Below are 25,505 nucleotides of genomic sequence, written 5' to 3'. Positions count from 1 at the left end.
GGGCGTTACCATGCGCCCACGTCTGACCCACGGGTCAACGGACCTGGATCAGCAGACAGGGTGAACACTGAGCTGGCTTCCCAACCACGGGAGCCGGCTCGCCTCAGGCAGCGGCTCCGCGCCTGAAGAGGAATCACCCATGTCATCCCCGCGCCTCTGGCTGCGCAACCCGCTCGCCATCTTCACCGCCAACGACCTCGACGCCCGTGGCGGCCTCGTCGTGGAGGACGGCCGCATCGTCGAACTGGTCGCCCTCGGCCAACAGCCCGCCACGTCCTGCCAGCAGACCTTCGACGCCAGCCGGCACGTGCTGACGCCCGGCCTGATCAACACCCACCACCACTTCTACCAGACCCTCACCCGCGCCTGGGCGCCGGTGGTGAACCAGCCGCTGTTCCCCTGGCTGAAGACCCTCTACCCGGTGTGGGCGCGCCTGACGCCCGAGCAACTGGCGGTAGCGACCAAGGTAGCCCTGGCCGAGCTGCTGCTCTCCGGCTGCACCACCGCCGCCGACCACCACTACCTGTTCCCCGACGGCCTGGAGCAGGCCATCGACGTGCAGGCCGGGGTGGTCGCCGAGCTGGGCATGCGCGCCATGCTCACCCGTGGCTCGATGAGCCTGGGCGAAGCCGACGGCGGCCTGCCGCCGCAGCAGACGGTGCAGAGCGCCGAGGCCATCCTCGACGACAGCCAGCGGCTGATCCGCGCCTACCACCAGCGTGGCGACGGCGCCCGGGTGCAGATCGCCCTGGCGCCCTGCTCGCCCTTCTCGGTGACCCCGCAGATCATGCGCGCCAGCGCCGAGCTGGCCGCGCGCGAGGACGTGCGCCTGCACACCCACCTGGCCGAAACCCTCGACGAGGAAGACTTCTGCCTGCAGCGCTTCGGCCAGCGCACCGTGGACTATCTGGACAGCGTCGGCTGGCTCGGCCCGCGCACCTGGCTGGCCCACGGCATCCACTTCAACGACGAGGAAATCCGCCGCCTCGGCGACGCCGGCACCGGCGTCTGCCACTGCCCCAGCTCGAACATGCGCCTGGCCTCGGGCATCTGCCCGACCCTGGCGCTGGAAGCGGCCGGCGCGCCGGTGGGCCTCGGCGTCGACGGCTCGGCCTCCAACGACGCCTCCAACATGATCCTCGAAGCCCGCCAGGCCCTGTACCTCCAGCGCCTGCGCTACGGCGCCGAGCAGGTCACCCCGGAACGCGCGCTGGGCTGGGCGACCAAAGGCTCGGCGCGGCTCATCGGCCGCAGCGACATCGGCGAACTGGCGCCGGGCAAGCAGGCCGACCTCGCGCTGTTCAGGCTCGACGAACTGCGCTTCTCCGGCAGCCACGATCCGCTCTCCGCGCTGCTGCTGTGCGGCGCCGACAAGGCCGACCGGATCATGGTCGGCGGCAGCTGGCGGGTGATCGACGGCGAGGTCGAGGGGCTCGACCTCAAGGGCCTGATCGCCGACCACAGCCAGGCCGCGCGCAGGCTGCTCGGCACCCTGTAGGGCAGACCAGGGCTCGGCGGAGCAGCCGACGAACGGCTCGCTCCGCCGCTCCGGAAAACACCCGCAGCCCCCGTCAACCGGGGCTTGCGGACTACCGCCTGTCGCCAAATGCGAAGTACGGACAGCGCCGGCCCAGGCCAGAACCCGTCTAGATCAAGCGCCCCGCCAGCCGCCGAGAAAGTAGCGTCAATTTGACATCATCGATTGGCACTCTAGCTTTAGGAAACCGGGCCGAAGCACTGCTTAGGACCTACCCAGCAGCCGCGCGGCCCACGATCCAGCGCCGGCAACGGAGTGCACCATGCGCGATGACCGATTCGATTCGCCTGTCGATCAGGCCAGCGGCCAGGGCTGGCCGAAACGCCTGATCATCCAGTCGCTGCCCTGGGCGGTGGTGGCCGGGATGTTCTGGGCCGGGGTGCCGTGGTGGATCCTGCTGCCGCTGGGCTGGCTCTGCAGCCTGGTGCTGGTCGCGCTGCTGGCCGGCCCGGCCCGGGTGGAGACGAGCGCGCAGCAGGTGCGCCTGGACAGCGCGCAGCTGCCGCACTGGCGCCCGCTGCAGGACGCCATGCAGACCCAGCTGTCCGGCCTCGACGGCCACACCCGGCAGATCGACGGCATCCTCCACCACGCCATCGGCCAGCTCACCGACAGCTTCCACGGCCTGGCCGAGCGCATCGACACCCAGCGCGGCCTGTCCCACTCGCTGATCGAGCGCTACGACGGGCGCGGCCACCTGGACGACGACATCGACTTCCAGCGCTTCATCCACGCCACCCAGGAAACCCTCGGGCTGTTCGTCGAGGCGACCCTGGAAACCAGCCGCACCTCGCAGCAACTGGTGGAACGCATGGACCGCGTCACGCACAAGATCAGCGAAATCCTGCAATCCACCCAGGACATGGACGCCATCGCCAAGCAGACCAACCTGCTCGCCCTCAACGCCGCCATCGAGGCCGCCCGCGCCGGCGAGAGCGGCCGCGGCTTCGCCGTGGTGGCCGACGAGGTGCGCGCGCTGTCCACCCGCTCCACGCACTTCTCGCAGGCCATCCGCGAACACGTCGACGTGGTCTACCGCGAGATCAAGGACGCCGAGGGCGCCATCGCCCAGCTGGCCGACAAGGACATGTCCTTCGCCCTCGACTCGCGCCAGAAGATCCAGGGCATGCTCGACGACCTCGACGCCATGAACCAGCACACCCTCAAGGTGGTGCAGGAGCTGGACCGCATCTCCCTGGAAGTCGGCGACGGCGTCAACGCCGCGGTCACCGCCCTGCAGTTCCAGGACATGAGCAGCCAGCTGCTCGGCCAGATCGGCCGCCACGGCGCCCGCCTGGGCACGCTGGCCGCGGGCCTCGGCGCGCTGGATGGGCGCGAACCCCGGGAATGGGGCGAGCGATTGCGCGAGGAAATCGCCGAACTCGGGCGGCCGCTGAACAATCCGGTCGCCCAGACCAGCCTCAGCGCGGGCGCCGTCGAGCTGTTCTGAACGCACCCACCCCCGCGGTGCGTGGGAGGCAGTGAAATGTTCCAGTCGATCATCGAATACCTGGCGAACCTCGCCCTGACGGGCTGACGCCAGCGGCTACGCGAGTTCCCCGACATCGAACCAAGGAGAAGGGCGTCTATGGGAAAGCAGATACTGATAGTCGACGACTCGGCCTCGATCCGGCAGATGCTGAGCTTCACGCTCAAGTCCGCCGGCTATGACGTGGACGAGGCGGTGGATGGCAAGGACGGCCTCGGCAAGGCCCAGCGCAAAACCTACCACCTGGTGTTCACCGACCAGAACATGCCGAACATGGACGGCCTGGCACTGATCCGCAGCCTGCGCGACCTGGCCGGCTACCGCAGCACGCCGATCCTCATGCTGACCACCGAATCCAGCGACGCCATGAAGCAGCAGGGCAAAAGCGCCGGCGCCACCGGCTGGCTGGTCAAGCCGTTCGACCCGCCCAGGCTGCTGGAAGTCACTCGCAAGGTCCTGCCGTAGGGGGACCGCCGATGGCAACCGGGATGGAACAGTTCCTCCAGGTGTTCTTCGAGGAAACCGACGAACACCTGGCCACCCTCGAACTCCTGCTGATCGGGCTCGACCTCGATGCGCCGGACGCCGAGGCACTCAACGGCATCTTCCGCGCGGCGCACTCGATCAAGGGCTCCAGCGGCATGTTCGGCTTCGACGACCTGAGCGCCGTCACCCACGAGCTGGAAACCCTGCTCGACCGCATCCGCTGCGGGCAGACCGCCCTGCGCGCGGAGATGATCGGGGTGTTCCTCGAAGCCCGCGACGTGCTGCAGCGCCTGCTCGACGCCCACCGCGAGCAGCGCCCGGACCCGGGCGTGCCGGTGCAGGCCACGGTGGAACGCCTGCGCGCCTGGCTGGCGGAACCGGCGAGCGGCGCGGCGGACGACGGCTTCGGTTTCTTCGACGCGGCGCCGGGCACGTCCGAGGCGGCCGGCGACGATGCCTTCGGCTTCTTCGATGAGGCTCCGGGCACGCCCGCCGGCGACGACTTCGGCTTCTTCGACGACGCCCCCGGCACCCCGGCCGCCGCCAGCGCGGCGCCCGCTCCGCCCCCGGCGCCAGCCAAACCCGTGGCGGCAACCCGCGCGGACAGCCGTGGCGAGGGCGAGTCCAGTTCGATCCGCGTCAGCGTCGAGAAGATCGACAGCCTGATCAACCTGGTCGGCGAACTGGTGATCACCCAGGCCATGCTCAGCCAGCTCAGCGAGGACCTCGACCCCACGCGCTGCGAGCGCCTGCAGCAGGCCCTGGCGCAACTGGAGCACAACACCCGCGACCTGCAGGAATCGGTGATGTCGATCCGCATGCTGCCGATCAGCTTCATCTTCAGCCGCTTCCCGCGCCTGGTGCACGACACCTCGGCGCGGCTGGGCAAGCAGGTCGAGCTGATCCTCCAGGGCGAGCACACCGAGCTGGACAAGAGCGTCATCGAAAAGCTCAGCGACCCGCTCACCCACATCGTGCGCAACAGCATCGACCACGGCATCGAGACGCCCGCCGAGCGCCTGGCCGCCGGCAAGCCGGCGCAGGGCTCGGTGAAGCTCGCCGCCAGCCACCAGGGCGGCAGCGTGGTGGTGGAAATCTCCGACGACGGCCGTGGCCTGTCGCGCCCGCGCATCCTCGCCAAGGCCCGCGAAAAGGGCCTGGCGGTGCACGATTCGACGAGCGACGCGGAGGTCTGGCAGCTGATCTTCATGCCCGGCTTCTCCACCGCCGAGACCGTCACCGAGCTCTCCGGGCGCGGCGTCGGCATGGACGTGGTGCGGCGCAACATCCAGGCCATGGGCGGGCGCATCGAGATCGACTCGGCGGCCGGCATGGGCACCCGCCTGTGCATCCGCCTGCCGCTGACCCTGGCCATCCTCGACGGCCTGATCGTCGCGGTGGAGAAGGTCAACTACGTGATCCCGCTGACCTACATCGTCGAGTCGCTGCAGGCCCGCGCCGACGACGTGCGCGGCATGGCCGGCGACGAGGCGGCGGTGATCCGCGTGCGCGGCGAGTACCTGCCGCTGTTCTCCCTGCACGCGCTGCTGCGCATCGACGCCGCGCCGCTGCCGCCGGAGCGCGCCATCGTGGTGATCCTCGAATCCGAGGGCAGAAGCTTCGCCCTGCAGGTGGACGAGCTGGTCGGCCAGCAGCAGGTGGTGATCAAGAGCCTGGAACAGAACTTCCGCCGGATCGACGGGATCGCCGGCGCCACCATCATGGGCGACGGCAGCGTCGCCCTGATCCTCGATGTCGACGCCCTGCCGCGCCTGGCGGCACAAGGAGAGAGCACCCATGAGCGCCACTGAAGCCAGCCTCGCGGCCAGTCCCGCGCAGGAATACCTGACCTTCACCCTGGGACGCGAGGAGTACGCCATCGACATCCTGCGCGTGCAGGAAATCCGCGGCTACGACCAGGTCACCGCGATCGCCAACGCGCCCGCCTTCATCAAGGGCGTGATCAACCTGCGCGGCGCCATCGTTCCCATCGTCGACCTGCGCATCAAGTTCAACCTGGCCGACATCAGCTACGACCAGTTCACCGTGGTGATCATCCTCAACGTCGGCCGGCGCATCGTCGGCGCGGTGGTGGATTCGGTCTCCGACGTGATCGCCCTGTCCGCCGAGGAGATCAAGCCGCCGCCGGAGTTCGCCGCCAGCTTCAATACCGAATACCTGCTCGGCCTGGCCACCGCGGGCGAGCGCATGCTGATCCTGGTGGACATCGAACAACTCATGACCAGCCGGGAAATGGCGCTGGTCGATGAAGCTGCAGCCTGAACCGCACACGCAGGGGAAAATCCATGGGTCTGTTCAACAACAAAGCACAAGCACAGCTTCGCGCCGAGCACCTGGCCAGCCTGATCCAGGGCCTGGCCGACGGCACACTCGACCAGCCGATCGGCCAGGGCGACGATCCGACCTGGGCGCGGGTCTACGACGCCCTCGCTCGGCTGCAACGCAACCTGCGCCAGCAGCAGGCGGACAATGCCCAGGCCGCCGACGCCCTGCGCGAGCGCCTGCAAGCCATGACCCACGCCGTCGCGGAGAACGCCCGCATCAAAAGCGCGCTGGACAACGTCACCGCCAACGTGATGATCGCCGACCGCGACTTCAACATCGTCTACATGAACCAGGCGGTGGGGCAGATGTTCCGCACGGCCGAAGCCGATATCCGCAAGGACCTGCCGGACTTCCGCGCCAGCGACATCTTCGGCGGCAGCATCGACCGTTTCCACAAGCACCCGGGGCACCAGCGCGGCCTGCTGGACCGTCTGACGGGCACCTACGAGGCGAAGATCAAGCTGGGCGGACGCACGCTCACCGTGGTCGCCAACCCGGTGACCAGCGAAACCGGCGAGCGCATCGGCTCAGTGGTGGAGTGGCAGGACATCACCGAGCAGCTGGCCGCCCGCGAGCGCGAGCAACGCATCGCCGGGGAGAACGCACGCATCAAGAGCGCCCTGGACAACTGCAGCACCAACGTGATGATCGCCGACGGCGAGCGCAACATCATCTACATGAACAAGACCGTCACCGCCATGCTGCAGAACGCCGAGGCCGATGTGCGCAAGGCACTGCCGAACTTCTCGGTGAGCAGGTTGATGGGGGGCTCGATCGACCAGTTCCACAAGCACCCCGAGCACCAGCAGCGCCTGCTCGCCACCTTTACCAGCACCTACCGCGCGCAGATCGAAGTCGGTGGGCGCACCTTCGGCCTGGTGGCCAACCCGGTCATGAGCGATACCGGCGAGCGCCTCGGCTCGGTGGTGGAATGGAACGACCGCACGCTGGAAGTGAACGTCGAGCGCGAGGTGGCCGGACTGGTCGAAGCCGCCGCCGCCGGCGACTTCAGCAAGCGCATCGAGGCCGCCAACAAGGACGGCTTCTTCCTCAAGCTGGCCACCGGCCTGAACAGCCTGGTCGAGACCGCCGACAACGGCCTGCGCGACGTCACCCGGATGCTCCGCGCGCTGGCCCAGGGCGACCTCACCCAGCGCATCGACGCCGACTACCAGGGCACCTTCGGCGAGCTCAAGGACTACGCCAACGAGACCACGCAGAGCCTGTCGCGCATGCTCGGGCAGATCCGCGAGGCCGCCGACACCATCCACACCGCCGCCAGCGAGATCGCCAGCGGCAACGCCGAGCTGTCCACCCGCACCGAGCAGCAGGCCTCCAGCCTGGAGGAAACCGCGTCGAGCATGGAGGAGCTGACCAGCACGGTGAAACTCAACGCCGAGAACGCGCGGCAGGCCAACTCGCTGGCGGTCAACGCCTCGGAAGTCGCCACCCAGGGCGGCAGCGTGGTGCAGAAGGTGGTGGGCACCATGTCGGCCATCAACGACTCGGCGCGCAAGATCGCCGACATCATCGGGGTGATCGACGGCATCGCCTTCCAGACCAACATTCTCGCCCTCAACGCCGCGGTGGAAGCGGCGCGTGCCGGCGAACAGGGCCGCGGCTTCGCGGTGGTGGCCGGCGAGGTGCGCACCCTGGCGCAGCGCTCGGCGGCCGCCGCCAAGGAGATCAAGACGCTGATCAACGACTCGGTGGACAAGGTGGAGAACGGCAACACCCTGGTCGCCCAGGCCGGCCAGACCATGAGCGACATCGTGGTCGCCATCAAGCGCGTCACCGACATCATGGCCGAGATCGCCGCCGCCTCCGCCGAGCAGAGCAGCGGCATCGAGGAGGTGAACGGCGCGGTGTCGCAGATGGACGAGATGACCCAGCAGAACGCCGCGCTGGTGGAGGAAGCCGCCGCCTCCGCCGAGGCCCTGCAGGAGCAGGCCGGGCTGCTCAACCAGTCGGTGGCGGTGTTCCGCCTCGACAGCTCGGCCACCGTGGTGCCCCTGGCCGCCGCCCGCCCGGCGCGCGCCGAGGCGCCGGCGCACAGCTCCCGCGCCGCGCGCGGCGTGGCCAAGGCGGTGCGGGCCAAGGGCAAGGAGGACGACTGGGAAGAGTTCTGATCGGGCGGGGCAGGGACGGCGGCGTCCGGAGCAATGGGAGGGCCGGCCGCCGCGCGCTGACCAGGGATGGTCGCGGCCACGAGGTTCCCTGGGCCGTAGGATGGCGTGGAGCGAAGCGATACCCATCGATCCGGTGTTCGGCCGACATGGGTATCGCTCCGCTCCACCCATCCTACGAACCTGCCCCTCTCCCTCCGGGAGAGGGCTGGGGTGAGGGCAATGCCCCCGCGCCGGACCTCCACCCAACTCCAGCGAACCCGAACATCCGAACACACGGAACGACTCCATGCCCAACCCCGGCCTGCCGGCCCCCGACCATGAGTTCCTCTACACCCGCCGCGACTTCCAGCAGGTGCGCGAGCGGCTGTACCGGCACGCCGGCATCAGCCTCTCGGAGAACAAGCAGCAGCTGGTCTACAGCCGCCTGTCGCGGCGCCTGCGCAGCCTGCGGCTGAACAGCTTCGGCGAATACTTCGCCTACCTGGAGGCGCACGAGGAGGAGTGGCAGCAGTTCGTCAACGCGCTGACCACCAACCTCACCGCCTTCTTCCGCGAACGCCACCACTTCGAGCACCTGGCGCGCTTCGCCGGCGAGCAGCTGCGCGGGCACCGCCCGCTGCGCCTCTGGTCGGCCGCGTCGAGCACCGGCGAGGAGCCCTACTCCATCGCCATGACCCTGGTCGACGCCCTCGGCAGCTTCGCCCCGCCGGTGCAGATCGTCGCCTCGGACATCGACACCGGCGTGCTGCACAGCGCGCGCCAGGGCGTCTACCCGCTGGAGCGCCTGGAAGCGCTGAGCGCCAGCCAGCGGAAGCGCTTCTTCCTCCGCGGCACCGGCGTCAACGCCGGCAAGGCGCGGGTGGTCGGCGAGCTGCGGCAGCTGGTGGAGTTCCGCCAGATCAACCTGCTCGACGCCCACTGGGGCATCGCCGGCGGGCTCGACGCGATCTTCTGCCGCAACGTGATGATCTACTTCGACAAGCCGACCCAGACCCGCCTGCTCGAACGCATGGTCGGCCTGCTGCGCCCCGGCGGGCTGCTGTTCGCCGGGCACTCGGAGAACTTCGTCCACGCCGCCCACCTGGTGCGCTCGGTGGGCCGCACCACCTACCAGGCGGCGGGGCCCGCGTGAGATGAGCGCGCCCAACCGCTACCACGATCCGCGCCTGGGCCTGGACGCGGTCAAGCTGCTGCCGGGCGAGTGCTTCGTCACCGACGAGGAACTGGTGATCGTCACCGTGCTCGGCTCCTGCGTCTCGGTGTGCCTGCGCGACCGCAGCAGCGGGCTGGGCGGGATGAACCACTTCATGCTGCCCGGCGACACCGGCACCCGCTGCCTGCTGTCCAGCGCCGGGCGCTACGGCGTGCACGCCATGGACCTGCTGATCAGCGCCCTGCTGCGCCGCGGCGGCCAGCGCCGGCACTTCGAGGCCAAGGTGTTCGGCGGCGGCTCGGTGCTGCAGAACCTCAGCGCCGACGTCGGCCAGCGCAACGTCGAGTTCGTCCTCGACTACCTGGGCGCCGAGGGCATTCCGGTGCTCGCCCAGGACCTGCTCGACGTGCATCCGCGCAAGGTCTACTTCTTTCCCGGCAGCGGCCGGGTGCTGGTGCGCAAGCTGCGCGTGCTGGCCAACGACACGCTGCTGCAGCGCGAGCGGCAGTACCGCCGGCAACTGGCCGGGCAGGCGCGCGGCGGGACCATCGATCTGTTCTGAAGGGGAAGCGCCATGGTGGTCAGGGTTCTGGTGGTCGACGATTCCGCGCTGGTCCGCAGCCTGCTCAGGGACATCATCCAGGGCGACCCGGAGCTGCAGCTGGTCGGCTGCGCGCCGGACGCCTTCGTCGCCCGCGACCTGATCAAGCAGCACGCGCCGGACGTGATCACCCTCGACGTGGAAATGCCGCGCATGGACGGCCTGACCTTCCTCGACAAGCTGATGAAGGGCCGGCCGACCCCGGTGCTGATGATTTCCTCGCTCACCGAAAAGGGCTCCGAGGCCACCCTGCGCGCCCTGGAGCTGGGCGCCATCGACTTCATCGCCAAGCCGCGCCTGGCCATCGTCGAGGGCATGCAGGCCTACGCCGCGGAAATCCGCGCCAAGCTCAAGACCGCCGCCCGCGCGCGGCTGCGCCGGCCCGGCGTTACGGCCAGCGCGGGCGTGGCGGCCGCCGGGCCGCTGCTGAGCACCGAGAAGATCATCGCCATCGGCGCCTCCACCGGCGGCACCGAGGCGATCAAGGAAGTGCTGCTCGGGCTGCCGCCCGACTGCCCCGGCACCGTGGTCACCCTGCACATGCCGCCGGGCTTCACCCGCTCCTACGCCGAGCGGCTGGACCGCCAGACCCACCTGAGCGTGCGCGAGGCCCGCGACGGCGACCGCATCCTCCCCGGCCACGTGCTCATCGCCCCCGGCGACTTCCACCTGGAGGTGCGGCGCAGCGGCGCCAACTACGTCGCGCACCTGCAGCGCGAGGCGGCGGTCAACGGCCACCGGCCGGCGGTGGACGTGATGTTCGACTCCCTCGCCCGCTGCGCCGGGCGCAACCTGCTGGCCGCGCTGCTCACCGGCATGGGCCGCGACGGCGCGCGCGGCCTGCTGGCCATCCGCCAGGCCGGCGGCCACACCATCGCCCAGGACGAGGCCAGCTGCGTGGTCTACGGCATGCCCCGCGAGGCGGCGGAGCTGGGCGCGGCGAAGGAAATCCTGCCGCTGGAGCGCATCGCCGCCGCCCTGCTGCACCAGGCCCGGCAGAGCGGCGGCGGCAATCGCGTCTAGCGGCGCGCGGCAATCGCACGCCGCCCGTGCGTTGTTTCGGGCAGTGACCAGACTCCGGAAGCCGGTTGACTGACGTCAAATTAATGGCTACCTGCCATCAATTGGGTTTGATTGTGACCGTATACAAAATGCACAATTGGGTTTTCGCCAAAAGACCGGCAGACGGCGGGCGACGGTATCTGAGGGATCCATGGCGGCAAGATGGGGGTTGCGCGGTAAATCGGTGGTGGCATTGCTCATCGCCTGTCTTTTGGCGCTGGTACCGGCGGTGTTGCTGGGCTGGAAGGCCATGGAGGACATCCGCACGCATTTCGGCCTCGCCTTCGCGAGAAACTTCACCCTGCTCAACCAGCAGAAGATCATCGCCCCGGTGATCCGCGAACTCGCGCTGTCGCGGCGGCTGGCCGAGTCGGTGGTGACGCAGGACTGGATGCTCGCGGAGAACGACCCGGCGCGCCGCGCGCTGTTCTTCCGCGAAGCCGAGGGCTTCCGCGCCGACCACCACAACTACTCCTATTTCGTCGTGGTGGACGCCTCGCGCCACTACTACTTCAACGACTCCAACTCGCCGCTGTCCAACGCCCCGCGCTACACCCTGGGCCAGGAAGACCCGCAGGACAGCTGGTACTTCGAGACCCTGGCGCGCGACGAGCCGTACAACATCAACATCAACTACGACGCCAAGCTCAAGGTCACCAAGGTCTGGTTCAACATGGTGGTCCGCGCCGGCAACGAGAAGGTCGGCCTGGCCGGCGGCGGCCTGGACCTCACCGAGTTCCTCGACCAGTTCATCTCGCGCCGCGAGGCCGGCGTGACGCCGATGATCGTCGACCCCGACGGCGCCATCCAGGCGCACCCGGACACCCAGCTGATCGCCTACTCCTCCGGCGCCGGCGCCAAGGCGCAGCACCGCGTGTTCGACCTGCTGGCCAATGACCGCGAGCGCGACCACCTGCGCCAGGCCATGCGCCAGGCCGAGGCCAGCCCCGGCGAAGTGACGACGACCTGGGGAACGCTGGACGGCAAGGAGCAGCTGCTGGCCATGGCCTACATCCCGCAGCTGCGCTGGCACGTGCTCAGCGCCGTCGACCTGCACGCCGCGCAGGTGCTCGACAGCCGCTGGATCTGGCCGCTGGCGGGCACCCTGGTCGGGCTGCTGGCGATCCTCCTGCTCGGCTTCGCCTACACCGTCGACCTGCTGGTGCTGCGCCCGCTGCGCGGCCTCAAGCAGTCGGCCAAGGCGATTGCCGCCGGCCAGTACGACAGCCCGCTGCCGCGCACCCGCGCGGACGAGATCGGCGAGCTGTCGTCCGCCTTCGCCAGCATGGCCGACCAGGTACGCCGGCACACCGAGGAGCTGGAAGGCAAGGTGCGCCAGCGCACCCAGGCGCTGGAAGCCGCCAACCTGGAGATGGCCGCCGCGCAGAAGAAGATCGGCGATTCCATCGACTACGCCAGCCTGATCCAGCGCGCCATCCTCCCCGACCGCCAGCTGCAGAAGTCCCTGGGCGAGCACCACTTCGTCCTGTGGAAGCCGCGCGACGTGGTCGGCGGCGACTTCTACATCTACCGCGAAGGCCCGCATGACAGCCTGATCGGCGTGGTCGACTGCGCCGGCCACGGCGTGCCCGGCGCGCTGATGACCATGCTCGCCCTGGCCGCCATCGACCACGCGGTGGACAGCGTGCAGAGCCACGACCCGGCGGCCATCCTGCACGAGACCGACCACGTCATGCGCGGCATGCTCAGCCAGGAAGGGTTCGCCCACTCGCTGGCCACCAACATGGACGCGGGCCTGGTGCGCGTCGACCACCAGCGCAAGCTGCTGCACTTCTCCGGCGCGAAGATTTCCCTGTTCGCCAGCGACGGCAGCGACGTGCGCGAATACAAGGGCGCGCGCCGCGCCATCGGCGACAAGCGCCAGGGCGACTACCAGGACGTCGAGATCCCCATGGAGGCGGGCTGGACCTATTACCTGTGCACCGACGGTTTCCTTGACCAGGCCGGCGGCGAACACGGCTTCGGCTTCGGCAACAGCCGCTTTGCCGATATGCTACGCAACCATGCGCGCCGACCGCTGGCCGAGCAGGCGGACGTCTTCGCCGCCACCCTGGCCCGCTACCAGGGCGAGCGTCCGCAGCGCGACGACATCACCATCCTCTCCTTCCGATTCGACTAGGGGTACTCCATGGAATCGCTAGATCTGTTGGCCATGCGCGAGAGCTACACCCGCAAACGCATCCTGCTCAGCTTCAACGGGCCCATCTCGCGCAGCCTGATCGAAGAAATCGGCCACGCCCTGCGCAACTACCTGCAGGCCGAGCAGGCGCACCCCAGCGAAGCCATGGACGTGTTCGCCGTCTACATCGAGATGACCCAGAACATCCGCCATTACGCCGCCCTGCGCGGCTACGGCGAGCAGGAGGCCTCGGCCACCGTCGCCATCGCGCGCAACGACGAGGGGCACTACGTGGTCTCCGCCGGCAACCTGGTGGAGCTGGAGGACGGCCGCAGCCTGGTGCGCAGCATCGAGGCCATCGCCGGGTTCGACAAGGCCCAGCTCAAGGCCGCCTACAAGGAACAGCTGCGCCGCCCGCGCGACGCCGAAGCCGCCACCGGCGCCGGCCTGGGCCTGCTGGACATCGCCCGCAAATCCAGCGCGCCGCTGCTGACCTCCCTCACCGAACAACCCGATGGCCGCGCCTTCTTCAGCCTGCGCGCCGTGATCTGACCCGCGAATTCAGGAACACCCAGACATGAGCGATCTCAACGTCACCGGAACCCAGTCAACCCCAGCGATCCACGGCGACTGGCAGGCCGGCATCCTCACGATGCAGGGCGACTCCTACCCGGAAAACTCCTATGAACTGTTCGGCCAGGTGATCGAATGGGTCGAGCGCTTCCTCGGCGAGGCACAACGCCCGCTCGCCCTCGACCTGCGCCTGCTGTACCTCAACACCAGCTCGATCAAGGCCATGATGGACATCTTCGACCTGCTCGAAGAGGCCCACCGCGAAGGCCGCGCCGCCACCGTCGCCTGGCACTACGACCGGCGCAACGAGCGCGTCGCCGAGCTGGCCGAGGAGTTCCGCGAGGACTGCAGCTTCCCGTTCGTCATCCAAGCCTACGACGAGTAAGTGCCATGACGAGCGAGCGCGAGCTGGACCTGCTGATCGACGCCTTGCTGGCCGACCCCCAGTACGAAGGGCACCCCCTGCGCGAGGCCCTGTACATGAAGCACCAGCAGTCCCTCGACCAGCTCGCGCGCCTGGAGCGCATCGCACGCATCTCCGACGGCTTCCAGTCCATGGCCCGGGCGCAGAACTCCACGCTGTCCGAGCGCTACCACAAGCAGCTGCGCCAGCTGGAAAAGGTCGCGCGCATCTCCGACCGCTACCAGGACATGATGCGCGACCTCAACGTCGCCCTGAAGGAAGCCTCGACCCACGACACCCTCACCGGCATCGCCAACCGGCGCCTGCTGATGGAGCGCCTGCGCGAGGAGAGCGAACGCGCCCAGCGCCGCGCCGAGCCCTATGTGCTGGCGATGCTCGACGTCGACCGCTTCAAGCAGGTCAACGACACCTGGGGCCATGAAGTGGGCGACCGCGTGCTGGTGGAAATCGGCCGCGCGATGGAATCCGCCCTGCGCCAGTACGACCTCTGCGGCCGCTGGGGCGGCGAGGAGTTCCTGCTGATCCTCCCGGAAACCCGCCTGGCCGATGCCGCCGCCGTGATCGAGCGCGTGCGCAGCGACATCCGCAGCCTGGCCGTGCGCGTGGGCACCCAGGCCCTGTCGGTCACCGCCAGCGTCGGCGTCGCCGAACACCAGCCCGGCGAAAGCTACTCCCAGACCCTCAGCCGCGCCGACGCCGCCCTGCTCGAAGCCAAGCGCGGCGGGCGGGACAAGTGCGAGTTCAGCCCCCGCCAGGGTTAGTGCCAGGGCACGAAAAAGCCCGGCATTGGCCGGGCTTTTTTTCAACGCGGGTTTGCCGTCAGTTCTGCAGCGAGACCTGACCGGCCGCCAGCTTCAGGCCACCCAGGCGCTGCAGCAGGGTGTTGATGTTGGCGCGGGCGGAGCCCTCGTTGGCCAGGCGCAGGCGGGTCACGCCGTAGAACGCATCGCCGACCCCGGCGGTGAACGGCTCCTTCACGGTTTCCTGCCAGACGACGCGGCCGCCGGCGTTCTCCACCAGGCTGTACTGGACCGTCGAGGTCACAGTGAAGCTGAAGCCGAACACCGGCTGGTCGACGCTGACCAGCTTGGCGCGCAGCGAATACGCGGCCTTGCCGCCCTCGCCGAGCAGGCCGGCCTTGTCCAGCGACTGCTCCAGGGCCGCGCGGAAGTCGGCGCCATCGATCTCCGAGGTCCACAGCGGATTGGTCTTCTCACCACCCTCGACCTCGCCGATCTGGAGGTTGTCGCGCAGCCCGGCGTCATAGTTCCGGGTATGCGCCTGCTGGGCATCGACGCTCATGTTCTCGACCTTCGCCGAAGAGGCGCAGCCGGTCAGTACGAGGGCGAAGAGGGAAACGCAAAGAAAACGAAGCATGCTCACTCCTTTGAAAGGCGGATTGGAATCGCCAGGCACCCCCTGGCCACCAACCGGCCACCAATGTCGTCCCTGGGCGGGCCGCAGGATAGGCCCTCAACGATAGTGGCACATTGATCTCACTCAACGCCAGAACCACAGGGCGCGGCCGCCCGTGCCGCACATCAACACGCAGCGACGCCCACACGGCTAGTGTGGATATCTCCCCGGCAAAGGAAGCCCACCATGTCCCGCTGGCTGCCGTCCCTCCTCGCCACCGGCCTGCTGCTCGCCCTTGGCAGCGCCCAGGCCGGCACCCTGCGCTGCGGCACCCACCTGATCAACGAAGGCGACCCGATGGACGAAGTCCTCGCCAAGTGCGGCCAACCCGACAAGCGTGTGGTCACGCCGCCCCGCCCACCACGGCGCGGCGCGAACGGCCAGTTCATTCCCGGCGAGGCGCAGCTGGAGACCTGGATGTATGGCCCGAACAACGGCGCCTATCGGTATCTGTTCTTCCGCGACACCAAGCTGCTGTCGATCACCACCTCGCGCAAGGAGCTGCTCTGAGCGGCATGACCACGCCGGCCGGCTTCGCGCAGGAGCGGACTCCGTCCGCGATGCCCCTCCGTTCGCACCCCGCCGTGCCCGCCGCTACCAAAGGCGTCTACCCATCGCGGCGTCACCTCTCTAGACTGACGTTTTCGCCAGTCCAGAGGGCCCCATGCACACCACCTTCAACTTCGCCCTCGGCGTCGACCCCTATGCGCGCAACGTGATCGTCCAGGGCCTGCTCGCGTACAACTTCGAGCAGATGGGCCGCAGCAACACCTACGACGACTTCGAGCTCTACGCGCGCGACAAGGACGGCGAAGTGGTCGGCGGCATGTTCGGCCAATCCGGCATGGGCTGGCTCTACATCGACTACCTCTGGCTGCAGGACGACCAGCGCGGCAACGGCCTGGGCGCCGAACTGATCGCCCAGGCCGAAACCGAAGCCCGCCGCCGCGGCTGCGTCGGCCTGTTCCTCTACACCTACAGCTTCCAGGCCCCGGGCTTCTACGAGAAGCAGGGCTTCGAACGCATGGGCGTGCTGGAAGACTGCCCGCCGGGGCACCAGCGCATCTACCTGAAGAAGCACTTCGGCTGATCGCGAGCGGAGCCCGCTTTCAGCTCCCGTAGGAGCGGACCTTGTCCGCGATGCTCTTGAGCGGGGCTGATCGCGGACAAGGTTGTAGTGGTCCGGAAATTCTGGACACCGAGATAGGAGCGAGTTAACTAACGCGACTATTGAGGTGATTTACATGGGTCATAGAAAACTATCGGACGCGCTCAAGCGCGAAGCAGTGCAACTGGTGGTAGCGCAGGGCTACTCGGTGCCGCAGGCAGCACAGGCCATGGGGGTGGGACCGACGGCGTTGCGGCGTTGGGTCTCGCAATGGCGGGCTGAGCAACCGGGTTCGGTCATCGATGATGCCCAGCGCATCCGTGCACTGGAGAGCCAGTTGGCGCAGGTGCAGCGCGCACTGGCAGAGGCGCAGGAAGAGCGTGACACGCTAAAAAAATCCACGGCCTTCTTCGTTCGGGAAATGCTGCGAGCTGGCAAATGATCGACCGAGTGAAGGGGGCCATGAGCGTCACGCGCTGCTGTCGCCTGCTTGGACTGGCGCGCAGCAGTTACTACGCGGCGCGTCATAAGCGCCCGAAACCACCCAGCCCGCTACTCTCGGCCGTCACGGACCTGCATGAAAGCAGCCGGCACACCTATGGCTCACGCCGGATGTCGGCGGCCTTGCGTCAGCAGGGGCATGCGGTGGGTCGGCAACGGGCTCGCCGCCTAATGCGTCAGGCTGGCCTGGCGGTGGCTCGACGGCGCAATCAGCACTATCGGCGGCACACCAAGCCGGCAGCGGCGGCCCCCAACCACCTCAATCGCCAATTCCAGCCGGCAGCCCCGAATCAGGTCTGGGCCGGCGACATCACCTATCTGCGTACGGCGCGTGGCTGGCTGTACCTGGCTATCGTGGTCGATCTGTATGCCCGGCGAATCGTGGGCTGGGCATTCTCGTCCGTGGCTGATACGGATTTGGTGATCCAGGCCCTGGAGCTCGCCGTGTCGATGCGACACCCGGACAACGGCCTGATGTTCCACTCCGATCAGGGGTGCCAGTACAGCAGCGAGCGCTTTGTGGACATGCTGCGACGTTTGCAGATCGTGCAGAGCATGAGTCGGCGCGGCAATTGCTGGGACAATGCAGTGGTGGAGCGAGTCTTTGCCAGCTTGAAGCGTGAGTGGATAGGCGAGCGGCGCTATCGAGACCAGCACGAAGCCAAAGCCGATGTGACACGATTCGTCGCCACCTACTACAACCATCAGCGTCTTCATTCGACAACGAAGCAGTTGCCGCCAGCCGTGTTCGAGGCGCGGGCGGCTTGATGCTCCTATAGCGGTGTCTAGAAAAACCGGACCACTACAGGTCCGCTCCTACAAAAGAGCCGGAAACCGCCCCGCTTGCCGGCACCCCGGCGCATCCCTATCCTGCGGCGGTCACGGTCAATCCCGTGGCCGGGTTTGGCGACTCGGAACTAACGGCGCGATAGCGCCTAACGGTGCTTGCGAGAACAGCGAATGCTCTTGCAGGCCCCCGCACGTGCAGAATTTTCTGCAACGCTTAATGGCGGATCGCGCGGGGAGACCTTCGGGTCTGCCGGTTTCCCGTTAGCCGGTTCGCCAACCCCGCGCGGTCTGCCACCCTATGTTTGGCGACGCAGGTGGCAGCTCTCTATCGATAACGGAGCTCTACCTCATGCACGACGCATACACCCCAACCTTCTTCAATCGCCACAAACGCTTCCTGCGCGGCGTGATGATCGACAACCAAGCCTGGTTCGCCGCCCGCGATATTGCCCGATTACTGTCCGTTCAATACCCCGACAGCTTCCACCACCGCTTCTTCCCCCACGAATCCCAAACCGTCCGCCTCGCCTACCGCACCGGCAGCGAAGAGGAAACCGTCCTGCTCAGCGAAGCCGCCGTCTACAAAGCCTTGGTGCGCTTCGGCCACCCGGAGCTCGAAGCGCTCGACCGCTGGCTTTCACACGATGTCATCCCGACGCTGCGCGATGAATACACGCCGGAATCCGAAATTCCCCGCCGCGTGATGCTCACCTGGGAAAAACGACGCCTGATGCTCCTGAACTGGCAAGGCGGCCTGTGGATGCGCTGGGAGGAAGTTCCGCGAATGCTTGATTGCCCCCAGTGAACGCTTGAGCCGCTGCTACGAGAAACAGGGCTTCGGGCGCATGGGCGTGCTCGAAGAGCCCGCCGGGGCACCAGCGCATCTATCTTAAAAAGCAGCTGGGCTGATCGCGGGCCTTATTGTCTACGGCGAAATGGCGCAAAGAAGTGTGCGTAAGTAGGCGTAGCGCCCTTGCAGTCTCCGCTCTTAGGGTTCTCCTATCGAACCATCATGGAAGTCTCTGACATGCAGAATCTCATCATCCGCGCGGATCGTTGGTTGCAACAACACCGGCCAGCCTATTACGCAACGCTAGCCCCCGGTGTATCGGGCTCTGCACTGGACGACTACGAGCGCCAGACGGGTATCGCACTGCCTACGGAGCTGCGGGCGCTCTGGTCATGGAAGAATGGGACCACCGAGGAAGCACTGTTTGCCAATCACATGTTCATCTCTGTCGAAGACAGCCTGAGCAGCAAGTTGGAGCTCGACGGGATGATCGGTTTTGACTTTGAAGACCCGGAGTGGTGGAAGTACGAGTGGGTGCCATTCACCCAGAGCTTTGGTGGTGATCATTTCTGCCTTGATACGTTGCCTGGCTCAGCGGGCCGGATCATCGACTTTTGGCACGATGAGGCGCGACGCAACGTCGTCGCAGCAACACTGGAAGACTGGCTGCGCAACCTGGTGGAAACCATGGAATCCGGGAAGTTGGAGCTAGCCTAGAGCATTTTCAGGACGCGACAGCAAGAATAAAAAGGCCGGTCATTCGACCGGCCTTTTCTTTCACTTACTCACCATCAACCATTGCTGGAGAAGGCGAACTGCGCGACTTGCGCTGCGGCCAGCGCTGGGTGATGGCCTTGCGCTTGGTGTAGAAGCGCACACCGTCCTGCCCCTAGACATGGAGGTCGCCGCAAACAGGCGACCTCCTCTCAAGCGCTAACTCACCGCGCCGCCCAGGCGTTGAAGCGCTGCTCCAACTGCTCGCCATGGTCGGTCCAGAAGCCCACATCCACCGGGATCTGCTGGGCGATGTTTTCCGGTGCGGTGGGCAGCTCGGCCACGCGTTTCGCGTCCAGCAGCTCCGTCCCCTTGAGGTTGGCGGCGCCGTAGTCGATGTGCTGGGAGAAGCTCTTCTGCTGCTCGGGTGCGAGGGTGTAGCCGATGAACTGGCGAGTCATGTCCTGCTGCGGCGCGCCCTTGGGGATGGCCCAGGAGTCGAACTCGTAGATGCCGCCGTTCCACACGATGTCCAGGCCGTACTGCTGACGCTGCTGGGCGGAGAGGCGGCCGTTGTAGACCGAGCTCATCACCACGTCGCCGGCGGCGAGGAATTGTGGCGGCTGCGCGCCGGCCTCCCACCACTGGATGTAGGGCTTGATCTGGTCGAGCTTGGCGAAGGCGCGGTCCTGGCCCTGCGGGGTGGCGAGCACCTGGTAGACCTCGCCGGGCTTCACGCCGTCGGCGAGCAGGGCGAATTCCAGGGTGGACTTGGCCAGCTTGCGCAGGCCGCGCTTGCCGGGGAATTTCTCGACGTCCCAGAAATCGCTCCAGCTGGTCGGCGCGCTGGCGAGCTTGTTGCGGTTGTAGGCAAGCACCGTGGAGTAGACAAGGAAGCCGATGCCGCAGGGCTGGATCGCTCCGGGCACGAAGTCCTCCTGCCTGAGGCCGATCTGCGCCGGGTCGAGCTCTTCGAACATGCCCTCGTCACAGCCACGGGCAAGTTCGGCGCCTTCCACTTCAACGACGTTCCAGGCGACGCTGCCGGTGTCGACCATCGCCTTGATCTTGGCCATTTCACCGTTGTATTCGCCGGACACCAGGCGGTTGCCGCTGCTCTGCTGCCAGGGGGTGTAGAACGCCTGGACCTGGGCGTCCTTGTTGGCGCCGCCGAAGGACACGACGGTGAGGTCGCCAGCGAACGACTGGCCGGTGGCGGCGAGGGCGATCGCCAGGGAGGTGAGCTTGAGGATCTTGGTCATTATTGTTGTCTCCACATCGCAGGGTGTTGCGTCCATTACGTTCGGGGTGCCGGCGAACCGGCGCTCGATGCCTACAGTGGTTGGTCGCTTGCTTGTCGTGGGCGCGGCCAGGGCCCCGGCGATGCGCGGATCGCCGTGTATGCGGTGTCAGGGGGTGGAAAGAAAAAAGGCATGGTCGGGATCGACCATGCCTTTTTCGTCAGCCTCAGCCGTTGCTGGGGAAGGCGAACTGCGCGGCTTCGTGCGACTTGCGCTGCGGCCAGCGCTGGGTGATGGCCTTGCGCTTGGTGTAGAAGCGCACGCCGTCCGGGCCGTAGGCGTGGAGGTCGCCGAACAGCGAGCGCTTCCAGCCGCCGAAGCTGTGGTAGGCCACCGGCACCGGCAGCGGCACGTTGACGCCGACCATGCCGACTTCGATCTCGTCGCAGAACAGGCGGGCCGCTTCACCGTCGCGGGTGAAGATGCAGGTGCCGTTGCCGTATTCGTGGTCGTTGATCAGCTTCATGGCTTCTTCGAGGCTGTTCACGCGCACGATGCACAGCACCGGGCCGAAGATTTCTTCCTTGTAGATGCTCATCTCGGTGGTCACGCGGTCGAACAGGGTGCCGCCGACGAAGAAGCCGTTCTCGTGACCGGCGACCTTGTAGCCACGGCCGTCCACCAGCAGCGTGGCGCCCTGTTCGACGCCGGCGTCGATGTAGCCGGTGACCTTGGCCTGCGCCGCGCCGGTGACCAGCGGGCCCATGTCGAGGCCGCGGGAGGTGCCGGCGCCGATCTTCAGGGCCTTGACCTGCGGAACGATCTTCTCGACCAGCGCGTCGGCGATCTGGTCGCCCACGCAGACGGCCACGGAGATGGCCATGCAGCGCTCGCCGCAGGAGCCGTAGGCCGCGCCCATCAGGGCACTGACGGCGTTGTCCAGGTCGCAGTCGGGCATCAGCACGGCGTGGTTCTTGGCGCCGCCCAGGGCCTGCACGCGCTTGCCGCGTTTGGTGCCTTCGGAATAGATGTATTCGGCGATCGGGGTCGAGCCGACGAAGCTCAGGGCCTTCACTTCCGGGGCCTCGATCAGCGCGTCCACGGCTTCCTTGTCGCCGTGCACGACGTTCAGCACGCCCTTGGGCAGGCCGGCTTCCTCGAACAGTTCGGCGATCAGCAGGGTGGAGCTCGGGTCGCGCTCGGAGGGCTTGAGCACGAAGGTGTTGCCGCAGGCGATGGCCAGCGGGTACATCCACAGCGGAACCATCGCCGGGAAGTTGAACGGGGTGATGCCGGCGACCACGCCGATGGGCTGGAAATCGCTCCAGGCGTCGATGTTCGGGCCGACGTTGCGGCTGTATTCGCCCTTGAGGATTTCCGGGGCGGCGCTGGCGTATTCGACGTTCTCGATGCCGCGCTTGAGCTCGCCGGCGGCGTCTTCGAGGGTCTTGCCGTGTTCTTCGCTGATCAGCTGGGCGATGCGCGCTTCGTTGGCTTCGAGCAGCTGCTTGAAGCGGAACAGGACCTGGGCACGCTTGGCCGGCGGGGTGTTGCGCCAGGCCGGGAAGGCGGCCTTGGCGGCGTCGATGGCCTTCTGTACGGTGGCGCGGCTGGCCAGGGGGACCTTGCGCACGGCTTCGCCGGTGGACGGGTTGAAGACGTCGGCGCTGCGGCCGGTGTCGGCGATCAGTTCGCCGCCGATCAGGTGCTTGACGGTGCTCATGTGCTGTCTCTTCTCGCTGAAAGTGTGGGGCGGGACGCTTTCAGGCGTCCCTCTCCCTGACCCTCTCCCGGGGGAGAGGGGATTTATACGGTGCTGGGCAGCGGGGCCCGCCGGGGCGGCCACTCTAAGGCGACTCGTCCGGCGCTGCCTGCTTGCGTGCCCGCGCGCTCAATGCTCGTGCGGCTGTCCGCCCTTGAGCTCGATCTCGATGAAGGCCACTTCGTGATCGCACGGGTTGATCACGTTGTGCTCGGTGCCGATCTGGCGGGTGTAGCTCTGGCCCAGAACCAGCGGCGCGCGCCGCTCGCCCTCGGGGGTCTGCAACAGCAGTTCACCGTTGGTCACCGGGACCACGACATATTCCATGCCGTGGCGGTGCCAGCCGGTCTCGGCACCGGGGGCGAAGCGCCACTCGGTGACCAGGACCTTGTCGTTGTCGATCTGCACCGTCGGCACGGCCTGCGGGCGCTCGCTCACTTATGCCACTCCGTTGAGGGCGTCGCCGACGGCGCTGAACAGGCGGTCCAGGTCTTCGGGCTTGGCGTTGAAGGTCGGGCCGAACTGCAGGGTGTCGCCGCCGAAGCGCACGTAGAAGCCTTCCTTCCACAGCTTCATGCTGGCTTCGAACGGACGCACGATGGCGTCGCCGTCGCGGCCGGCGATCTGGATCGCGCCGGCCAGGCCGCAGTTGCGGATGTCGATGACGTTCTTCGCGCCCTTCAGGCCGTGGAGGGCCTTCTCGAAGTAGGGCGCCAGCTCCAGGGACTGCTGGATGAGGTTTTCCTTCTCCAGCAGGTCCAGCGCGGCGATGCCGGCGGCGCAGGCGACCGGGTGCGCGGAGTAGGTGTAGCCGTGGCCGAACTCGACGGCGTATTCCGGCAGGTTCTGGCCCATGAAGGTGTCGTAGATTTCGCGGTTGGCGATCACCGCGCCCATCGGAATGGCGCCGTTGGTGACCTGTTTGGCGACGTTCATGATGTCCGGGGTCACGCCGAAGTATTCGGCGCCGGTGGCCTTGCCCATGCGGCCGAAGGCGGTGATCACTTCGTCGAAGATCAGCAGGATGTTGTGCTGGTCGCAGATTTCGCGCAGGCGCTGCAGGTAGCCCTTGGGCGGCACCAGCACACCGGCGGAACCGGACATCGGCTCGACGATGACGGCGGCGATGTTGGAGGCGTCATGCAGCTCGATCAGCTTCAGCAGCTCGTTGGCCAGCTCGACGCCGCCGGTCTCGGCCATGCCCTTGGTGAAGGCCATGCCCGGCTGCAGGGTGTGCGGCAGGTGGTCGACGTCCATCAGCTGGCCGAACATCTTGCGGTTGCCGCCGATGCCGCCCAGGGCGGTGCCGGCGACGTTCACGCCGTGGTAGCCACGGGCGCGGCCGATCAGCTTGGTCTTCTGCGCCTGGCCTTTGATGCGCCAGTAGGCACGGGCCATCTTGATGGCGGTGTCGGCGCACTCGGAACCCGAGCCGGTGAAGAACACGTGGTCGAGGTTGCCGGGGGTCAGGTTGGCGATCTTCTCGGCCAGCTGGAAGGACAGCGGGTGGCCGTACTGGAAGCCCGGGGAGTAGTCGAGGGTGCCGATCTGCCTGGCCACCGCGTCGGCGATTTCCTTGCGCGAGTGACCGGCGCCGCAGGTCCACAGGCCGGAGAGGCTGTCGTAGATCCTGCGGCCCTTGTCGTCGACCAGGTAGCTGCCTTCGGCGGCGACGATGATGCGCGGGTCTTTCTGGAAGTTGCGGTTGGCGCTGAAGGGCATCCAGTGATGCTTGAGGTTCAGGCCGGCCACCGACGGGGTGAGGTTCACGTGCTGGTTCATGGAGCGGGTCCTCGACGACAGTCTTGTTGGGCGCGCAGGCCGCGTCACGCCTGCTGCGATGGACCAAGATTGAGCCTGACTAAACGTGAGTTAAAGCCTATTCTTCTTACCTTCAGTTTCGAATTGGTAAAACAAAATGGCTAAACCCCGCGCCCCTTCCCTGGGCCAGGTCAGTGACTTCGAAATCCGCCTGTTGCGCATCTTCAAGACCATCGTCGAGTGCGGCAGCTTCTCCGCCGCGGAAAGCACGCTGGGCATCAGCCGCTCGGCCATCAGCCTGCACATGGGCGACCTGGAGAAGCGCCTGGGGATGCGCCTGTGCCAGCGCGGCCGCGCCGGCTTCGCCATGACCGACGAGGGCCGCGAGGTGTACCGCGCCACCCAGTCGCTGCTGGCGGCGCTGGAGGGCTTTCGCGCGGAGGTCAACGAGCTGCACCAGCACCTGCGTGGCGCGCTGAACATCGGCATCATCAACAACCTGGTGACCCTGCCGCAGATGCGCATCACCCACGCCCTGCGCGCGCTCAAGGCCAGCGGGCCGGGGGTGCGGATCAACATCGGCATGACCACGCCCAACGAGATCGAGCTGGGCGTGCTCGACGGGCGCCTGCACGTGGGCGTGGTGCCGCTGATCAGTCCGCTGTCGGGGCTGGAGTATTCGGCGCTGTACGAGGAACGTTCGCTGCTGTTCTGCAGCCGCGAGCACCCGCTGTTCGGGCGCGACGACGCCAGCATCACGGTGGAGGAAATCCACGCCTGCGACGCCGTGGCGCCCAGCTACCGCATCCCCGCCGAGGCCCAGGAGCGGCACCAGGAGCTGAGCGGCAGCGCCGGCGCCTCCGACCGCGAGGGCCTGGCCTTCCTGATCCTCACCGGCAGCTACATCGGCTACCTGCCCGACCACTACGCCGCCGACTGGGTCGCCCAGGGCCGCATGCGCGCCCTGCGCCCGGAGCGCTTCCACTACGACATCCCGCTGACCGTGGTGACCCGCAAGGGCCGCCGGCCGAACCTGGTGCTGGAGCGGTTCCTCGAGGCGGTGGCGGAGAGTCGCTGACTGCAGAGTCCCCGCGCCTGATGTTCAGGATGAATGCCTTCGTAGGATGGCGTGGAGCGCAGCGATACCCATCAATCCGGCGCACTGGCAGCATGGGTATCGCTGCGCTCCACCCATCCTACAAAGCTCGCGCACAGCTTCGCTGCGGGGTCCGGTTCGCGAGCAAGCTCGCTCCAACGAAGAGCCGGTTGCGGCTGCAAGCCCCGTCCTGCCTAGCCAATTTGTCGTCCCAGGCACCAGAAATCCTATAACCCCTCGCTTGCAGCCCGCGGGCCGCGGGGTTCGCGTGGGCGCAGTTTTTCCCTAGCCAGCGACTACAAAAAACATAATTTCGCTATTCCCGGGCTCTGAACAGAATGCGGCCAACACCGCGGCACTGGCCGCGATACGCAGAACAACGAGAAC

At 67.3% G+C, this 25,505-nt stretch carries 22 protein-coding genes and 4 pseudogenes; 20 read left to right on the top strand and 6 right to left on the bottom strand.

From position 1 onward, the window contains the following. Positions 1–139 precede the first annotated feature (139 nt). The 14 genes and pseudogenes from AC3B6A_RS00695 (at position 140) to siaD (ending at position 14,701) form a co-directional block, all read left to right on the top strand. Entirely contained in the window at positions 140–1,498 is a 1,359-nt protein-coding gene (locus AC3B6A_RS00695) for an 8-oxoguanine deaminase (protein ID WP_488400408.1), read from the top strand. Between the two features lie 301 nt (positions 1,499–1,799). Beyond that, positions 1,800–2,987, top strand: a complete 1,188-nt coding sequence (locus tag AC3B6A_RS00690; RefSeq protein ID WP_488400407.1) for a methyl-accepting chemotaxis protein — start codon at positions 1,800–1,802, stop codon at positions 2,985–2,987. Between the two features lie 138 nt (positions 2,988–3,125). Further along, a complete protein-coding gene (locus AC3B6A_RS00685; protein WP_488400406.1) occupies positions 3,126–3,491 on the top strand; it encodes a response regulator in 366 nt (121 codons plus the stop codon). An 11-nt stretch (positions 3,492–3,502) separates the two neighbouring features. Continuing rightward, complete coding sequence (locus AC3B6A_RS00680; RefSeq protein ID WP_488400405.1) at positions 3,503–5,323, top strand: chemotaxis protein CheA; 1,821 nt, start codon at positions 3,503–3,505, stop codon at positions 5,321–5,323. Further along, the gene (locus AC3B6A_RS00675; RefSeq protein ID WP_488400404.1) at positions 5,310–5,795 is read left to right on the top strand and encodes a chemotaxis protein CheW; all 486 of its coding nucleotides are present in this window, start codon (positions 5,310–5,312) and stop codon (positions 5,793–5,795) included. Before AC3B6A_RS00680 ends, AC3B6A_RS00675 begins: the two co-directional genes overlap by 14 nt. A gap of 23 nt (positions 5,796–5,818) precedes the next feature. Next, a pseudogene (locus AC3B6A_RS00670) lies at positions 5,819–6,163 on the top strand (hypothetical protein); the annotation flags it as partial. A 294-nt stretch (positions 6,164–6,457) separates the two neighbouring features. Then, positions 6,458–7,987, top strand: a pseudogene (locus AC3B6A_RS00665) (methyl-accepting chemotaxis protein); the annotation flags it as partial. 286 nt (positions 7,988–8,273) lie between these two features. After that, positions 8,274–9,119 carry a CheR family methyltransferase gene (locus tag AC3B6A_RS00660; RefSeq protein ID WP_488400403.1) on the top strand — a complete coding sequence of 282 codons (846 nt, stop codon included), beginning with the start codon at positions 8,274–8,276 and terminating at the stop codon, positions 9,117–9,119. A gap of 1 nt (position 9,120) precedes the next feature. Beyond that, positions 9,121–9,702: a chemoreceptor glutamine deamidase CheD gene (cheD, locus tag AC3B6A_RS00655; RefSeq protein WP_488400402.1), complete on the top strand. Its 582-nt coding sequence runs from the start codon at positions 9,121–9,123 to the stop codon at positions 9,700–9,702. A gap of 12 nt (positions 9,703–9,714) precedes the next feature. Continuing rightward, positions 9,715–10,764 (top strand): protein-glutamate methylesterase/protein-glutamine glutaminase, encoded by a 1,050-nt coding sequence (locus AC3B6A_RS00650; protein ID WP_488400401.1) that lies wholly within the window; start codon positions 9,715–9,717, stop codon positions 10,762–10,764. A 190-nt stretch (positions 10,765–10,954) separates the two neighbouring features. Then, the gene (siaA, locus tag AC3B6A_RS00645; protein WP_488400400.1) at positions 10,955–12,943 is read left to right on the top strand and encodes a biofilm regulation protein phosphatase SiaA; all 1,989 of its coding nucleotides are present in this window, start codon (positions 10,955–10,957) and stop codon (positions 12,941–12,943) included. A gap of 9 nt (positions 12,944–12,952) precedes the next feature. Then, positions 12,953–13,495, top strand: a complete 543-nt coding sequence (siaB, locus tag AC3B6A_RS00640; RefSeq protein WP_488400399.1) for a biofilm regulation protein kinase SiaB — start codon at positions 12,953–12,955, stop codon at positions 13,493–13,495. Positions 13,496–13,520: 25 nt separating this feature from the next. Next, positions 13,521–13,901 (top strand): biofilm regulation phosphoprotein SiaC, encoded by a 381-nt coding sequence (gene siaC, locus AC3B6A_RS00635; RefSeq protein WP_488400398.1) that lies wholly within the window; start codon positions 13,521–13,523, stop codon positions 13,899–13,901. A gap of 5 nt (positions 13,902–13,906) precedes the next feature. After that, positions 13,907–14,701 carry a biofilm regulation diguanylate cyclase SiaD gene (gene siaD / locus AC3B6A_RS00630; RefSeq protein WP_488400397.1) on the top strand — a complete coding sequence of 265 codons (795 nt, stop codon included), beginning with the start codon at positions 13,907–13,909 and terminating at the stop codon, positions 14,699–14,701. 58 nt (positions 14,702–14,759) lie between these two features. Here siaD and AC3B6A_RS00625 read toward each other — a convergent pair whose 3' ends face one another. After that, the gene (locus AC3B6A_RS00625) at positions 14,760–15,317 is read right to left on the bottom strand and encodes a hypothetical protein (protein ID WP_488400396.1); all 558 of its coding nucleotides are present in this window, start codon (positions 15,315–15,317) and stop codon (positions 14,760–14,762) included. A gap of 225 nt (positions 15,318–15,542) precedes the next feature. On the opposite strand from AC3B6A_RS00625, the gene AC3B6A_RS00620 reads away from it, so the two are divergent. The 5 genes and pseudogenes from AC3B6A_RS00620 (at position 15,543) to AC3B6A_RS00600 (ending at position 19,261) form a co-directional block, all read left to right on the top strand. Continuing rightward, positions 15,543–15,866 (top strand): DUF2845 domain-containing protein, encoded by a 324-nt coding sequence (locus AC3B6A_RS00620; protein ID WP_488400395.1) that lies wholly within the window; start codon positions 15,543–15,545, stop codon positions 15,864–15,866. A 154-nt stretch (positions 15,867–16,020) separates the two neighbouring features. After that, positions 16,021–16,446 (top strand): GNAT family N-acetyltransferase, encoded by a 426-nt coding sequence (locus tag AC3B6A_RS00615; protein ID WP_488400394.1) that lies wholly within the window; start codon positions 16,021–16,023, stop codon positions 16,444–16,446. 154 nt (positions 16,447–16,600) lie between these two features. Further along, positions 16,601–17,733, top strand: a pseudogene (locus AC3B6A_RS00610) (IS3 family transposase). A gap of 370 nt (positions 17,734–18,103) precedes the next feature. Beyond that, positions 18,104–18,559, top strand: a complete 456-nt coding sequence (locus tag AC3B6A_RS00605) for a BRO-N domain-containing protein (protein ID WP_488400393.1) — start codon at positions 18,104–18,106, stop codon at positions 18,557–18,559. Between the two features lie 222 nt (positions 18,560–18,781). Further along, positions 18,782–19,261: an SMI1/KNR4 family protein gene (locus AC3B6A_RS00600; protein ID WP_488400392.1), complete on the top strand. Its 480-nt coding sequence runs from the start codon at positions 18,782–18,784 to the stop codon at positions 19,259–19,261. 64 nt (positions 19,262–19,325) lie between these two features. Here the strand turns inward: AC3B6A_RS00600 and AC3B6A_RS00595 are convergent. From AC3B6A_RS00595 to aptA, 5 genes and pseudogenes are all read right to left on the bottom strand, one after another. Further along, positions 19,326–19,451, bottom strand: a pseudogene (locus tag AC3B6A_RS00595) (hypothetical protein); the annotation flags it as partial. Between the two features lie 31 nt (positions 19,452–19,482). Then, entirely contained in the window at positions 19,483–20,520 is a 1,038-nt protein-coding gene (locus tag AC3B6A_RS00590; RefSeq protein ID WP_488400391.1) for an ABC transporter substrate-binding protein, read from the bottom strand. Between the two features lie 205 nt (positions 20,521–20,725). Further along, on the bottom strand, positions 20,726–22,222 hold the full coding sequence (locus AC3B6A_RS00585; protein WP_488400390.1) for a CoA-acylating methylmalonate-semialdehyde dehydrogenase: 1,497 nt from the start codon (positions 22,220–22,222) through the stop codon (positions 20,726–20,728). Positions 22,223–22,390: 168 nt separating this feature from the next. After that, positions 22,391–22,699, bottom strand: coding sequence for a cupin domain-containing protein (locus tag AC3B6A_RS00580; protein WP_488400389.1), 309 nt, complete (start codon positions 22,697–22,699; stop codon positions 22,391–22,393). Continuing rightward, positions 22,700–24,043, bottom strand: coding sequence for an omega-aminotransferase AptA (gene aptA, locus AC3B6A_RS00575; RefSeq protein ID WP_488400388.1), 1,344 nt, complete (start codon positions 24,041–24,043; stop codon positions 22,700–22,702). 136 nt (positions 24,044–24,179) lie between these two features. On the opposite strand from aptA, the gene AC3B6A_RS00570 reads away from it, so the two are divergent. Then, positions 24,180–25,100: a LysR family transcriptional regulator gene (locus AC3B6A_RS00570; protein ID WP_488400387.1), complete on the top strand. Its 921-nt coding sequence runs from the start codon at positions 24,180–24,182 to the stop codon at positions 25,098–25,100. The last annotated feature ends 405 nt before the right edge of the window (positions 25,101–25,505 follow it).

Source organism: Pseudomonas sp. B12(2026), assembly GCF_057767015.1.
This window is presented reverse-complemented; position numbering and strand designations above follow the sequence as displayed.